This window comes from Oceanobacillus aidingensis (assembly GCF_042654105.1).
GTDB classification, from domain to species: domain Bacteria; phylum Bacillota; class Bacilli; order Bacillales; family Amphibacillaceae; genus Oceanobacillus; species Oceanobacillus oncorhynchi.
The window spans coordinates 97,479-113,094 of sequence record NZ_JBHSFT010000012.1 but is presented as its reverse complement, the minus strand read 5'-3'; the positions used below and the strand labels follow the sequence as shown (position 1 = coordinate 113,094).

Genomic DNA, 15,616 nt, shown 5'->3' with positions numbered 1-15,616 from the left:
TATTATAGTAAGAAAATAAAAACAGATAACCTGATAGTCTAAACAAATCTGGGAATGGATGGTTTGAGGAAAATATATACTTACATTATAATAATACTAGGTTTTGAATAGGATATGGCAGCTTAAAATGGTAGGCTGGTCATGTTTATAATAGAGAATGTACACAGGGGAAGATTTGGTCTAAAAAATATGCAGAGGAGCATGCGGCATGAAACAGATAGACATTGCAGTAACGGGGATGGGCGCTGTCTCGCCATTTGGCATGGGAGTACCCGCGTTTTGGGATAATTTAATTGCGAATCATTCTGCGGTAAGGGAAATAACCGATGAAAATATACGAAAGTGGACAAAAGCAGGAGCTCGTGTACCTGATTTTGAAGTGTCTGATTTTCTATCTAAAAAGATTATCCGAAATACGGATTATTTCACCCAGCTGGCTTTGATAACAGCAGATGAAGCATTAAAGGATGCCGGATTGTTAAAAAATGATGGAGAATCCTTCATAGATGGGGTAGACCGAAATCGATTCGGAACAGCGATTGGAACAGCTTTTGGCGGGATTCAGTCGTTGGAGCAGGCGTCTGAAAAATTAGCGACGGGTAAAGCAAAAAGAGTCGGACCGCGTATGATTTCTAAATCGATTCCGAATGCAGCGGCAAGTACGATTTCGATTCAATACGGATTCCGCGGTCCGTCGAATACATATGTCACTGCATGTGCTGCTTCGGCTAATGCTATCGGAGAATCTGCTTACTGGTTTTTCCGTGATGATGTGGATTATATTCTTGCTGGAGGCGTGGATAGCTTATGGTCGAATGTCTTTTTATCCGGTTTAGGTGATGCGGGCGCATTGGCAGCAAAAGGTCCGGAAGATATTTCCACATGGTCCCGGCCGTTTGATGCAGCGAGGACAGGAATGGTTATGGGAGAAGGAGCAGGTTTATTTGTTCTGGAACCGCTGGAGCGTGCCAAAGCAAGAGGAGCGCATATATACGCAACGTTAAAAGGATATGGAGCTTCGAATGATGCGTATCATGACACCTCTCCTGACCCGGAAGGAACAAGCGCCGCTTTGGCAATCGAGCGGGCGCTCCGTTCCGCACAGTTAAAACCGGAGGAGGTTGACTATATTAATGCGCACGCAACGTCGACTCCGGCTGGAGATATTGCAGAGACGAAAGCATTAAAGATGATATTTGGAGAGAATTTGGATAACATGCCGGTCAGCTCCATTAAAGGCAGCGTCGGGCATTTATTAGGAGCGGCTGGAGCCATTGAAAGCATTGCATCGATTAAGGCAATAGAGACGGGAATATTGCCGGCAACCCTTCATTCAGAAAATAGGGACGAAGCGGCTCCGCTGGATATTGTTCCAAATGTAAGTCGCAAGCAGCAAATCCAGACAGCAATGAGCAATTCCTTTGGCTTTGGCGGACAAAATGGAATTGTGATTTGGCAGGCACCTCAAGGTTAATCGGGCAAAAGAGGAAACGAATAATGAAATGGAGAGATAAGAATGCTAGAAGAACGGCAAGGCCATGGAAGTGTAGTGGAGCGGCAGGCTGCACTGGAAAAGATGTATCCAAGCTGGGAGAAGCGGACGATTGCGACGCATTTTCATAAGCAGTGCCAGCAATATAGCGATAATCCTTTGATTATGATGCCGAATCAGGCTGTAACTTATGGGGAAACGTGGGAGCGGGCACGTGAATATACAAAGGCAATGCTGCATTTAGGCGTTAAGCCGGGGGACCATATCGCAGTTTTAATGGAAAATGAACCGGAATACGTCGCATTATTTGTAGCTTCCTCGATGGCAGGAGCAGTGATGGTCCCGCTGAATACGCAGCTGCAAAAGGAAGAATTGACCTATATGCTGCGTCAATCCGATACCAATTGGCTGATTACGCATCAATACGCTGGAAAACAGCATCATGCCGAAGGGTTAAAGAATATTGTTTCTGAACTCCAAGCGGATGCAGAGAGCCCTTTTACTAAAGCAGTTTGTATTCCCAACAAAGAAGCAGATGTACCGGAAATCTATATGACATGGGAAGTATTTTTACAAGGTGCACGAGCAGTGGAAGAGACGGCGTTAAACAAACGCTGGAAGGAAACAGATAATCCAGACACAACTGCAGCTATTATTTATACCTCCGGCTCTACAGGCTTGCCGAAGGGCGTGATGCTGACGGATGATATGCTGCTCCGTTCTGGTTTTGCAACGTGCTTAACCAGAGGATATGAGGTAGGAAGACGTATTTATGCTCCGCTGCCGATGTACCATGTTTACTTTCTGCAGGAAGGCTTGTTTGCCGCTTCCTTTGTAGGAGGAGGGATGGTGACCTGTCATGCGTTTCAGCCGCTTCAGTCACTGGAGCTGATGGAGAAATACCAGGTTCATGATTTTCTGGCTGTTCCATCGATGCTTGTTGCCTTATTAAATCGTCCGGAAGTAAAGCATACCAATCTAAAGTCTCTTTATGCGCTATTATGCTGTGCCGCTCCTTCGCCGGTCCCGTTATGGAAAAGAGCAGTAGATGAATTAGAAGTGACCGAAATTGGTACAGGCTGTGGCGCGACAGAAGCGGGCTCTACTACGATGCTGACTGAAATTGGAGCCCCGTTGGAGATTATCTCTACCACAGTCGGGAAAGTAAAAACAGCAGGATCTGCTGCTCATCCGGAGTTTGGAGATAAAAGTGTCACGTACAAAGTGATTGATCCCGATACAAGAGAAACACTGCCAAGCGGTTCTGCCGGCGAGTTAGCGGTGCGGGGAAATGTGGTAACAGAAGGGTATTATAAAAAGCCGGAAGAGACAGCTTTTGCCAAGGATGAGGACGGATATATCCGCAGCGGAGACCTGGGGACGATTGATGAACAAGGTTATATTCGGCTGTTAGGAAGAAGTAAGGATCTGTATAAAGTATCTGGAGAAACCGTAGCTCCCAAAGAGGTAGAGGATGTGATTTCCATGCACCCGGCAGTAAATCAAGTTTATATCGTCGGCGTGCCGGATCAATTAACAACAGAAACCGGTGCCGCGTTTGTGGAATTAAAACAAGGCGAAACGTGCACGAAGCAGGAAATCCGAAAGCTGTGCCGGGAGCATGTAGCACGATTTAAAGTCCCGCGTTATATCTGGTTTGTAGAAGCGGCGGATTGGCCGCTGACGGGAACAGGTAAGATACAGAAATTTAAACTGCAGGATATAGCGGAAGAAAAACGGAAGAAATAACGTGAAATCCCGATATGGCGGGGTTTACTGTTCATGAAACTGGGATGAAATAAACCTGCTGCGAAACCTGTTAAAACAGCTTTGAGCAGGTTTATTTGATGTGCTAAAGGAATTAAATTCCTGTACCTAAAATAAAAAATTGCGATTGATTGTAATTGTAAGTAACCTTGGAGTAATCGAAGGGTATTCCATTTGTCAGGTAGAAGATGCTTTCCATCGTGAGCTTAGGTTCACCGTTCTTTAATTTCAAATAACTTGCTTCCTGTTCAGTCAATTTGCCAGTTTGCATATACATATCAGAGAATCCAACTTTTAGACCATGTTATTTATGTAATTCCCTGAGTAATGGAACAATTATGGAAGGAAAGTTATGGCATGGCTTCCCAAACGAACTAATGTTTGATATAATTAAATTGCGAACAAAAGTTCGCTGAAGGTGTTTCATATGGCTAACTTACTCTGAGCTAATGGGATAATCCTTTTAAGAAATACATGGACAACCAAAAATTGAAAGGGTGATCATATTTGGGGAAAAATGATCGGAAAAAATCTGTATTTCTATTCGGAAAGCCAACCAAGAACAAATTGGAACGTTTGATAGAAACAGAACAAGCCTATACAAATTTGATGAATAGATTTATCAAAGAAATGGCTAATGACAGCAAGTACTACCTTGACTTAATGAATAATAACAAACAAGCCCCCAAGATTCGTGCACTTGAAAAAAGTGTAAGACACACACATCAATTAGGATCTGCTTATGGTCAAAATGCGATTGATCAGGCAGTTAGCCTGCTTCATAATCATTTCATGCAAATTAAAAATAATTTATATGGGTATATTTTCCACCATGATAAAGGTATAATTCCTTATGTATCGTTCATATCTCTTTTGAATGCTTCTGTTCAGGATGAAAATGAATTAGCTGTATTAAGGGCATTGCAGCAAAGCACCAAAAATAAGCAAGCTGCAAAAACTTATGAAAACGCATACATGATATTATCTAGGTTAACGGAAGAACAACGCACTTCAAAAAGGGAATACATCCGTGCGTTATTCTACGATAAACTGGATCATTGGAAACTTCCCTTTGTCCATAAGGCTACACTACAATTGGATTCGAGAGTTTCTAAAATCGAGAAATCCCATTCTACGACAGAAGATTTTGTTGTATCCTTAAAATTGCTAAACGAAAAAAAGTATGTGGAAATACCAGTCAGCACTAGTGAAAACAGTTTAAGGAGATTAAATCAATATAAAAATGGCTCCATGACTGCCAAAGTTGTGAATGGAAAAGTTAAAATCGGGATCCCTTTCACGAAAAAGGTGAACAAAAGAGCACAAGAGGAGCTGCTGGGAATCGATCAAGGAATCACGGATTTATTTTACACCAGTAATCACACCAAATATGGCTCTTTTTCCAGGATGGTCCATGTATATGAGGGATCGCTTGAGAAAAAGTTGGGCAACCGTTCTTCGTTAAGGAATAAATTAAGAGCGTATCAAAAACAATTAAAGAAAACGGATAACCAGTTTGAAAAAGAACTATTACGAAAAAAAATCAAACACATAGCCGATAATTTAAACGGTAAAAAGTCGCTCCAAAAAGAGCGCAGGCGCTATCATGCGGTTGTAGATTACGAGATAAGCCAAGCTGTCAAACGTCTATTTGAAGAAATCACAACGAACAGTTATTTACCTATATTTGAGGATCTGGATATTGTGAAGTTTGATCGGGGCAAGAAAGCGAATAAACGGGACAGCTTTTGGATTCGCGGGAAACTGATGCGAAAAATAACCGCAAAACTGGATTGGCATGGCTACCATTATAAAACAGTAGATCCTGCCTACACGTCGAAAATGTGCGGGAAGTGTCATCATGTTGACGAGGATAATCGTAAAGGCAAAACTTATACTTGTACCGTGTGCAAGTATAAGGCTGATGCGGATTATAACGCTTCCGTAGTCATAAAAAACCGTGCTTTGGATACGGAAATTACTGCTATCGTAGAAAAATATAAAAATAACACTAAAAAGCGGCACAAGGAACTTCGCGAATTATTATATAAACGTCACTGCAGCTATATGAAAAAGGTTCAATTCGTATAGCCAAATGAACCTCTTACCTTTCATTCGGGGAAAAGCTTCGAGATTGATGATAACGTATTTGTTATCCGCTGGCCGAAGATGCATCTGTATGACGATCGGGGAAGTTTGTGATGCTGTTTATGAACGACTTTCTTGAGTAATCAGAAGATGCCTGGTATTTCAATGCCCGGAGGTTCACTTTGGATATTATCCTATGTGGAAAAATTCTTGAACAAGAAAATTCCAGAAGTCATTCGTCCCTTGTTTGTACCGTTCTTTAGTATTTTGATTATGGTACCGCTCATTCTTCTAGTGATCGGACCAATAACAACAGGCGGCGCAAATGCGATTGCGGACGGATATAATTATCTGGTTGATGTATTCCCTGCACTTGCAGCTGCCATCATCGGCGGGTTTTGGCAGATTATTGTTATTTTCGGAGTGCATTGGGGCGTTACGCCAATGGTACTTTTCAACTTTGAACAATATGGAATGGATTCTTTCCAGGTCTATCAAACGATCGCCGTTGTAGCGCAGGTCGGAGCTGTTATTGGTGTGCTGCTTAAAACGAAAAACAGCGAAACCAAAAAGGTGAGTACCTCAGCAGGGATCACCGGTATATTCGGGATTACGGAACCAGCCATTTACGGGGTGACGTTGCGATTTAAGAGCCCATTTATTTACGGATGTATTTCCGGAGCGATTGGAGCGATTGTAGCGAGCTTCTTCAGACCAAGCTATTTCGCTTATGCAGGTCTGCCGAGCCCGATAACAATGGTAAACGCAATTAACAGCGAATATCCAATGTCTATCTGGGGGATTTTGATTGGGGCTGCGATTGCTATTGTTCTGCCAATTGTGTTGACGCAGATTCTGGGTTATGGTGAAGATACAGCAAAACAAGCAGATGAAGCACTTGCCTCTGATCAAGGAGAGTCTGAAAAGAAAGATGGATCAGAAAACACTGTTCCAAATGAAGAAGAAATTGCGGCTCCGTTAAGTGGAAAGCTAATGGCGTTATCCGAGGTTCCAGATGACGTATTCAGGGCTGGTGCTATGGGACAAGGGGTCGCTGTAGAACCATCCAGCAATGAAGTGGTCTCTCCGGCTGACGGCAAGATTGTTTTCATTGCCCCTTCCAAGCATGCGGTTGGAGTGCGTACGAACAGCGGTGTGGAATTATTGATTCACGTCGGTTCGGAGACAGTGGAATTAAACGGGGAGCCTTTTACAGTTCATGTGGAAGATGGGCAAAATGTCCAGCAAGGCGATAAGTTAATAACATTTAATCAAGACATGATCCGTGAAAAAGGACTGCCGACGATAACTCCTGTTATTATTACGAATATAGGAGAATATGAGGAAGCGATTGTAGAAGGTACAGCAGAAATAAATACAGGCGAAAGACTAATTAGTGTTGTTAAATAAAACGAAGGAGGAAGAACAATGAGTGAATTATCAAAGGATTTCTTATGGGGCGGTGCTTTTGCTGCCCATCAATTTGAAGGCGGCTGGAATGAAGGCGGAAAAGGACCAAGCGTAGTGGATGTACTGACTGCTGGTGCCAATGGTGTGCCAAGAAGAATTACGGATAAGGTAGAGACGGACGAATTTTATCCAAATCATGAAGCGGTGGATTTTTACCATCACTACAAAGAGGACATTGCGTTATTTGCAGAAATGGGTCTGAAATGCTTGCGTACATCGATTGGCTGGTCCCGCATTTTTCCAAAAGGGGACGAGGCGGAGCCAAACGAAGAAGGACTGCAATTTTATGACGATGTGTTTGACGAGCTTATGAAATACGGTATTGAGCCGGTAATCACCTTATCTCACTTTGAAATGCCATTGCACTTAGCGCGCGAATACGGCGGTTTTCGCAGCAGAAAAGTGGTCGATTGTTTTGTGAAGTTTGCGGAGGTTGTGTTTGAACGTTATAAAAACAAGGTGAAATATTGGATGACCTTTAATGAAATCAATAATAAAATGGATGTCCGTAACCCGCTGTTCCTCTGGACAAATTCAGGTGTCCTGTTAAAAGAAGGGGAAAATGCAAAGGAAGTGATGTATCAGACTGCGCACCATGAGCTGGTAGCAAGTGCATTGGCTGTTGCAAAAGGAAAGGAAATCAACCCGGCGTTTGAAATTGGAGCGATGGTTTCTCACGTGCCAATCTATCCATCTACTTCGAATCCAGAGGATATCATGCTTGCCGAAGAATATATGCGCGACCGCTATTTCTTCCCGGATGTACAGGTGCGCGGATATTATCCAAGCTATGCATTAAAAGAATTCGAACGTAAAGGCTACAATATTGTCATGGAAGAAGGAGACGATGAGATTCTCTTAAACGGAAAAGTCGACTACCTAGGCTTCAGCTATTACATGTCTACAACCGTAAGCAGTGAGGTGGAACCGGACGAGTCTGCAGAAAAAACGGATGGCGGCCTGCCACATGGGGTTGATAATCCATATATTCAATCCAGCGACTGGGGCTGGGCAATTGATCCGACAGGCTTGCGTTACACGCTGAATCGCTTTTATGACCGCTATCAGCTGCCGATGTTTATTGTGGAAAATGGATTTGGAGCGGTTGATACAGTCGAAGAAGATGGATCCATTCATGACGAAGCAAGAATCAATTATCTTGGCGCTCATATCGAAGCTTTAAAAGCGGCTGTGAATGAGGATGGCGTAGACTTAATCGGCTATACTCCTTGGGGAATTATGGACATTGTATCCTTTACAACCGGGGAAATGAAGAAACGCTACGGCATGATTTATGTAGACCGGGATAACGAAGGTAATGGAACCATGAAACGCTCGAAGAAAGATTCATTTGATTGGTATAAGAAAGTAATTCAATCAAATGGGGAAGACTTACATTACGAAAGATAAAATGATATAGTGACGAAAAAAGGGGCTTACTTAACTTGATGGGTTAGGAAAGTCCTTTTTTCTGTTGTAATGGCTATCTTTCACAGCCCGAAACGATTGACCTCTTAAATTTAAATGAAAAAAATATAATAAAAGCGTTTACAAGATGGAAATTACATGTTAGGATACTTGTATACAAGTATTCGAACTAACAAATTATATGTTTTGTAAGCCCTTTATTTCAGTGATATAAAAAGGGTGAATGGATTAAATAAATGGCAGAGGGATATGTCATAACAATACACAGTTTCTAATAAAAGATAGTGAGGGATGAATGTGAATCAACATAAATTTATGCTCGGAGTCGACATTGGCACAACAAGTACAAAAGGCGTTCTTTACCGGGAAACAGGTGAAATTATCGCGCAGAGTAATCAGGGATATGATTTGCATACGCCGGATGTACGTACAGCTGAGCAAAATCCGGACGATATTTATCAGGCGGTGCTTCATGTTATCCGAGAAACAGTAAAGGAATCAGAGATAGATAAAAAAGACCTTTCCTTTATTTCTTTCAGCAGCGCAATGCACAGTCTAATTGCAATGGATGAAGATAATAAAGCCATTACACCATGCATTACTTGGGCAGATAACCGCAGCTCGCATTGGGCAACGAAAATTAAAAATGAATGGAACGGCCATGATGTTTACCTGCGAACGGGAACCCCCATCCACCCAATGTCTCCGCTTAGCAAAATTACATGGCTGGAGCAGGAGCAGCCAGAAACAGCTGAAAAAACAAAGAAATACATCGGCATCAAAGAATATGTTTTCTATCAATTCTTCGGCGACTATGTGATGGATTATTCTCTTGGTTCCGCTACGGGGATGATGAATTTGGAGGAGCTTGCTTGGGATAAAGGAGCTCTTGAAATGGCTGGTATTTCAGCGGATAAACTCCCAAGACTTGTTCCTACAACAGAAAGCTTTACAAACTGTCATTCGGAGATTGCGGAGGATTTAGGCATTGCACCAGAAACGAAATTTATTATTGGAGCAAGTGATGGGGTGCTGTCCAATATTGGCGTAAATGCGATAAAAGAAGGAGATGTGGCGATTACCATCGGCACGAGCGGGGCTATCCGCACCGTTATTCCTAAACCGCGCACCGATCAAAAAGGCCGAATTTTTTGCTATGCATTAACGGAGGATCATTGGGTCATCGGCGGGCCGGTAAATAATGGCGGCATGGTGTTGCGCTGGATTCGTGATGAGCTTGCTGCAAGTGAAGTCGAAACAGCAAAACGATTAAACATTGATGCGTATGAAGTATTAACTGCTATCGCAAAGCAGGTGGAGCCCGGATCAAATGGATTGTTATTCCACCCGTTTTTGGCTGGAGAGCGTGCACCGCTTTGGAATGCGAATGTCCGCGGTTCCTTTATCGGTTTAACATTGAATCATAAAAAAGAGCATATGGTACGTGCTGCGTTAGAAGGCGTTATTTTTAACTTATACTCTGTTTTTCTGGCATTAGTGGAAGTAATGGATGTGCCGGTGAAATCGATTAAAGCAACGGGCGGTTTTTCAAAATCAGAATTGTGGCGGCAAATGATGGCTGATATCTTTGACCAGAATGTCATCGTTCCGAAAAGCTATGAGTCCTCCTGCTTGGGAGCTTGCTTACTGGGATTGTATGCAGAAGGGAAAATTGATTCCTTCGATGTAGTAGAAGAGTTGATTGGTTTTACACATGAGCATGAACCGAACCCGGATCATGTTTCAACGTATCAGGAATTAATGCCGATTTTTATCAATATTTCCCGTTCGCTTGAACAGGAATACGAACAAATTGCGGCTTATCAGGAAAAGAAATCACTGGAAAATAAACAGAATGAAGAATAGGAGCTGAGAATAATGGAAAATATTTATCCGCTTATTATTGTTGCGCTGGCAGTAGTGACACTATTGCTGCTAATCATGAAGTGGAACTTAAATACGTTTATTGCATTGATTGTTGTTTCTTTACTAACGGCATTGGCACTGGGCATGTCTCCAGGTGAAATTGTTGAAACGGTCCAAGGAGGACTTGGAGGCACACTTGGCGACATTGCGCTTATCTTTGTTTTCGGTGCAATGCTAGGGAAGTTACTGGCTGATGCCGGCGGTGCCCATCGTATCGCTTTAACATTAATTAATGTATTTGGTAAAAAACGAATTCAATGGGCTGTTGTTGTTGCTTCTTTTATCATTGGTATCGCATTGTTCTTTGAAGTAGGACTTGTTTTATTAATTCCGATTGTGTATCAGATTGCTAAAGAAGTTAAATTGCCTTTATTATATCTGGGTGTGCCGATGACGGCTGCATTATCCGTCACACATGGATTCCTGCCTCCTCACCCGGGCCCGACAGTAATTGCACAGCAATATGAAGCAAATATCGGCATGGTGCTGCTTATCGGTATTGTGATTGCTATTCCGACGGTGATTATCGCCGGACCGTTATTTACGAAAGTAGCTCAGAAATTGGTGCCGGATGCTTTTTCACGAATCGGCAATATTGGATCACTTGGAACGACAAAAACATTTGAAGAAGAAGAAACACCTGGATTTGGTATTAGTGCCTTGACTGCACTTTCTCCAGTCATATTGATGGCGGTTACAACGATTGTACAGCTGGTTCAGGAAATTGCCGGACTTGCAGATAATTTGTTTTTTGAAATCGCACGCGTCATTGGAGACCCGACAATGGCTCTCCTTCTCTCCCTGTTATTTGCGATTTACACGATGGGGATTGCACGTAAGATTCCGATGAAAACATTGATGAGTTCAGCAGAGGAATCCGTTCGCGGAATTAGTATTGTTCTTTTAGTTACTGCAGGCGGCGGTGCGTTAAAACAAGTATTGATTGACGGCGGTGTCGGTGATGCTGTAGCAAATATCTTCTCTGGTTCAAATATGTCGCCAATTCTGCTTGCGTGGCTGATTGCTGCTATTTTAAGGGTTTCCTTAGGTTCGGCAACCGTGGCAGCTTTAACAACTGCTGGAATGGTGATTCCGTTGATTGAAGGAACCGATGTGAATCTGGCGCTGATGGTGTTAGCTACAGGCGCAGGAAGTTTGATTGCTTCCCATGTAAACGATACCGGATTTTGGATTTTTAAGGAATACTTCAATTTATCGATGAAAGAAACATTTGCAACTTGGACGTTACTGGAAACGATTATCTCTGTATCCGGACTTGTATTTACGCTTTTAATAAGCTTAGTTATTTAAAACTTGGGCAAGCTGACAGTACAGGAATTCTGTCTTAAGCTTCGACTGAAATATTTGTGTGAAAGGTGTTCGGGCTCTCTTGATTTTATAAAGCGCTTGAACACCTGGCGAAAGGAATGGAATGAAAAAATGAATTCAATTGGCGTTTTTGGACTGGGAGTCATGGGAGCGAATCTTGCTTTGAATATGGCGAATAAGGGTGAAAAGGTCGCAGTCTATAATTATACACCTGATTTGACGGAAGCATTTCAAGAAAAGCATCCGCATGAGAATACAACAGCGTATTATGAGCTGACGCAGTTTATCCATTCGCTGGAAAAACCAAGAAAAATCTTTTTGATGGTAACAGCTGGAGCTGTTGTAGACTCCGTCATCAATAGTCTTCTGCCTTTGCTGGAACAGGGCGATATTATTATGGACGGAGGAAACTCTAATTTCCAGGACTCTAACCGCAGATACGGTTACTTAAAGGAAAAAGGTTTTCATTTTATTGGTGTGGGCGTATCCGGCGGTGAAGAAGGCGCATTAAACGGTCCTTCATTAATGCCAAGCGGAGATAAAGAAGCCTATCAGCACGTTGCTCCTATTCTGGAAAAAATTGCGGCACAGGTGGATGGCAAGCCGTGCTGTTCGTATCTTGGCAAAGAAGGATCCGGCCATTACGTCAAAATGGTGCATAACGGTATCGAGTATGCTGATATGCAGCTGATTACGGAAGCCTATCAATTCCTGCGGGAAAGGTTAGGGCTCAATGTCGATGACATTGCCGCTATTTTTGCAGAGTGGAACAAAGGCGAGTTGGAAAGCTATCTGATGGAAATCACAGCTGATATTTTGACACACGTGGATGAAGAAACCAAAAAGCCGCTGGTTGATGTTATTTTAGATCAATCAGGACAAAAAGGAACCGGCAAATGGACAAGTCAAAATGCGCTGGATACGGGAGTACCTTTATCTATTATTACGGAATCTGTATTTATGCGTTTCCTGTCCAATGTGAAGGAAGAGCGCATGATGGCAGAGCAGGAATTAGCAGGGCCAAACCAATTAGCAGATGCAGCTGACAAGGGTCAATGGGTCGAGCTGGTCCGGCAAGCACTGTTTATGGGGAAAATCATTACCTATGCGCAAGGATTCTATCAATATAAGCAGGCATCAGAGCAGTATAACTGGGATTTGCAGCTGGATGAAATTGCGCTGATTTTCCGCGGCGGCTGCATTATCCGTGCCGGTATTTTAAATGAAATCAGTAAAGCATTTAAGGAAGACAAAGAATTATCCAACCTTCTCCTGTCTCCATATTTCAAAACAATTTTGAATAACTATCAGGCATCGATGCGAAAAGTGGTTATCAAAGGAATGGAAACTGGATTAGCATTACCGTGCTTTAATGCTTCGCTGGTATATTATGATGGCTACCGTTCTGCCAAAAGCGGCGCCAACCTGATTCAGGCACAACGCGATTATTTTGGAGCGCATACGTATCAGCGTGTGGATAAAGAAGGTCATTTTCATACGGAGTGGTAAGCTAGGCTTTAGGCAGAAGCGTTTCGTTTTATTCTAAGCGTTCCTGACCAACTTCTTTTTCTCTAATGTATTTTTAAATTCTGAAGCAGACACGGTAAAAAATCTCTGTATCGATATTCCTTTTATTGAACAGCAGTCTGCATTTTTGTTCCGTACTGCGATTCATCCGCGGGGGCGGGAGCAGTATATGACAAACTATTAAAAGAGAGACATTCTAATAAAGTATTGCAGCGTAATCGAAATGCGCTGCAATACTTTTTTGCGTATCCGTGAAAATCGGTGCTTTTCAGGTACAGCAAAAAGGAATCATGAACGGAAGAGAAAGTCAGCTTGCTAATTAAGCTGCAATTATTTGAATATAGATGACCCATAGAAAGGTATGATATAATAAACTTGTTACTATAGTCACAAACTCTATTGGCAGCCGTTATATATAGAAATTTTAGGATGACAGATTCAATATTGTGCTAACTAGGAAGTGATTACGTGAATACACGATTACAAAAGATACTTGAGGCGCTGCGATTAGCACAGGAACCTTTAACCAGTTCGGATATAGCGTCCTTATTACAGGTCAGTTCTAAAACGATACGTAATGATATCAAAGTATTAAATGAACTTTTAAAGCCGTACGGGACACATATCGTATCTTTAAAAGGGAAAGGCTATCAGCTTACCATTCGGAATGAACGCTTATTCTATGAATTCATTCAGGAGCAAACAAATTACAAAAAAGATGATGTTCCCTCAAATCATCCAGATCGTGTCAAATATCTGATGGAGAAACTGCTGATGACCTCCGATTATATTAAAATAGATGACTTAGCAGAGCAGTTGTTTATAAGCCGCTCTACCCTGCAGCATGATTTAAAATATATCCGTGCTATACTGAAAGAGTATAAGCTGGCTTTGGAGCATAAGCCGTATCATGGGATTAAAATTATAGGCGATGAAACGCAGATCAGATACTGCATCTCTGAGTATTTGTTTAATCAACAATCTGTCTTAAAAGACAATATGGCTGACTGGTTAGGTATTTTACCTGAAGAAGAGTTAGAGATGATTAAAAACAGTGTATTGTTTAATCTGAGAAAGCATCATATTATTATTTCAGATATTAGCCTGCAAAATCTAATCACACATATTGCAATTGCTTGTAAGCGGATTCGTGAGAGTCATTCTGTTCAAATGATTCATCCTCATTTTCAAGAAATAGAGACATCAAAGGTTTTTTTAGTTGCTCAAGAAATTGCAAATGCTATTCAGGAAAAACTGTATATTTCCTTTACTGAACACGAGATTGCATACCTGGCGATTCATTTGCAAGGAACAAAGATTACCGATTCTTCGATTCATCATACAGAGGTTATTTCTGTTATTGATGATGAGATTCAAGAAATGGTCAAAGAAATGCTGAAACGGATTGATGCAGAATTTGGATTTCATTTAGCTGATGACAAAGAACTGCTGTTGGCGATGAGTCTGCACTTAAAACCAGCAATAAGCCGATATAAATTCAAGATGAATATTCGAAATCCAATGCTGGAAGAAATCAAATCGAAGTACCGATTATCTTTTGATGCAGCATTAATTGGAGCGCAAGCCGTACAAGAAAGAATGGGCATTGCAATAGATGAGAATGAAGTTGGTTACCTGGCGCTTCATATTGAGGTAGCGCAGGAAAGAAAAAAGAAGAATAAAGAAGACGTACCGGGCTGCTTAATTGTCTGTGCATCTGGCCTGGGCAGTGCTCAGCTTTTAATGTATAAACTGCAAAATGAGTTTGGGAATCAGTTAAATATTATGGGTACAACCGAATACTATAATTTATCCCAGCATTCGTTTGATAACATTGATTTTATTATCAGCACGATTCCGATTGAGAAAAAGATGCCAGTCCCTGTTATTCATATAAGCACGATTTTAGGAGAAACAGATTTAAATAAAATCAATCATTTTGTAATTCAGGGAGATGTTATTTCCAATACGTATCTGCGGGAAAAATATACGTATCTACAAAAGGGCTTTGCTGAGAAAGAAGAGGTTTTACGCTTTATCTGTGAAGCACTGGAATCTGATGGAGAAGTGGATGCGCACTATTTGGAATCGGTGCTTCAACGGGAGAGCTTTTCTCCAACGAGTTTTGGCAATATGGTTGCCATTCCTCATCCGATTGAACCGCAGACGGAGGATACATTCTGGTCAATTGTTACACTTCAAAAACCGATTCAATGGGGAGATAAGTATGTGCAATTAATTGTCCAATTAAATATCAGCAAAGATATAAAAAATGATTTAAAACAAATGTATGAGGGATTAATGGAACTGTTGGACGATAAAAATATGGTGAGAGAAATAGTGCAATGTAAGACGTATGAACAATTAATTGAGATAATCAAATAGAGTAGCACTAGAACACCCCGGGGTAAACACTGTCCGGGGTGTTTTCGTGCTATTCAAAACTTGGTGTTAGTTATTTCCTGTACCAGCGGAAAAAGAGTCTCTGTAATTGAATGCGCTTACATATTATAATTTAAGTAAGAAATTTATAAAGGTAAAAGCTAGATGAAAGGCATGAGATTGCTGTTTAAGTCCTTTATGAATTTC

8 protein-coding genes and 2 pseudogenes are annotated in these 15,616 nt (G+C 41.6%); 9 read left to right on the top strand and 1 reads right to left on the bottom strand.

Features of this window, described 5'->3' with window-relative positions:
* Positions 1 to 208: 208 nt before the first annotated feature.
* On the top strand, positions 209 to 1,474 hold the full coding sequence (locus tag ACFO3P_RS08975) for a beta-ketoacyl-[acyl-carrier-protein] synthase family protein (protein ID WP_193062734.1): 1,266 nt from the start codon (positions 209 to 211) through the stop codon (positions 1,472 to 1,474).
* A gap of 42 nt (positions 1,475 to 1,516) precedes the next feature.
* A complete protein-coding gene (locus ACFO3P_RS08970) occupies positions 1,517 to 3,241 on the top strand; it encodes a class I adenylate-forming enzyme family protein (RefSeq protein ID WP_193062736.1) in 1,725 nt (574 codons plus the stop codon).
* A 112-nt stretch (positions 3,242 to 3,353) separates the two neighbouring features.
* Here ACFO3P_RS08970 and ACFO3P_RS08965 read toward each other — a convergent pair.
* A pseudogene (locus ACFO3P_RS08965) lies at positions 3,354 to 3,560 on the bottom strand (UTRA domain-containing protein); the annotation flags it as partial.
* A 206-nt stretch (positions 3,561 to 3,766) separates the two neighbouring features.
* On the opposite strand from ACFO3P_RS08965, the gene ACFO3P_RS08960 reads away from it, so the two are divergent.
* The 7 genes and pseudogenes from ACFO3P_RS08960 to ACFO3P_RS08930 all read left to right on the top strand — a co-directional run bounded on the left by ACFO3P_RS08960 (position 3,767) and on the right by ACFO3P_RS08930 (position 15,412).
* A complete protein-coding gene (locus ACFO3P_RS08960; protein WP_289584725.1) occupies positions 3,767 to 5,350 on the top strand; it encodes a zinc ribbon domain-containing protein in 1,584 nt (527 codons plus the stop codon).
* A gap of 177 nt (positions 5,351 to 5,527) precedes the next feature.
* Positions 5,528 to 6,757: pseudogene (locus tag ACFO3P_RS08955) on the top strand (glucose PTS transporter subunit IIA); the annotation flags it as partial.
* An 18-nt stretch (positions 6,758 to 6,775) separates the two neighbouring features.
* Positions 6,776 to 8,227, top strand: a complete 1,452-nt coding sequence (gene bglA, locus ACFO3P_RS08950; RefSeq protein WP_193062740.1) for a 6-phospho-beta-glucosidase BglA — start codon at positions 6,776 to 6,778, stop codon at positions 8,225 to 8,227.
* 333 nt (positions 8,228 to 8,560) lie between these two features.
* Entirely contained in the window at positions 8,561 to 10,111 is a 1,551-nt protein-coding gene (gene gntK, locus ACFO3P_RS08945; protein ID WP_256706269.1) for a gluconokinase, read from the top strand.
* 12 nt (positions 10,112 to 10,123) lie between these two features.
* On the top strand, positions 10,124 to 11,482 hold the full coding sequence (locus ACFO3P_RS08940; protein ID WP_042531511.1) for a gluconate:H+ symporter: 1,359 nt from the start codon (positions 10,124 to 10,126) through the stop codon (positions 11,480 to 11,482).
* A gap of 129 nt (positions 11,483 to 11,611) precedes the next feature.
* Positions 11,612 to 13,009, top strand: a complete 1,398-nt coding sequence (gnd, locus tag ACFO3P_RS08935) for a decarboxylating NADP(+)-dependent phosphogluconate dehydrogenase (protein ID WP_289584726.1) — start codon at positions 11,612 to 11,614, stop codon at positions 13,007 to 13,009.
* Between the two features lie 486 nt (positions 13,010 to 13,495).
* Positions 13,496 to 15,412 carry a BglG family transcription antiterminator gene (locus ACFO3P_RS08930; protein ID WP_256705600.1) on the top strand — a complete coding sequence of 639 codons (1,917 nt, stop codon included), beginning with the start codon at positions 13,496 to 13,498 and terminating at the stop codon, positions 15,410 to 15,412.
* Positions 15,413 to 15,616 lie beyond the last annotated feature (204 nt).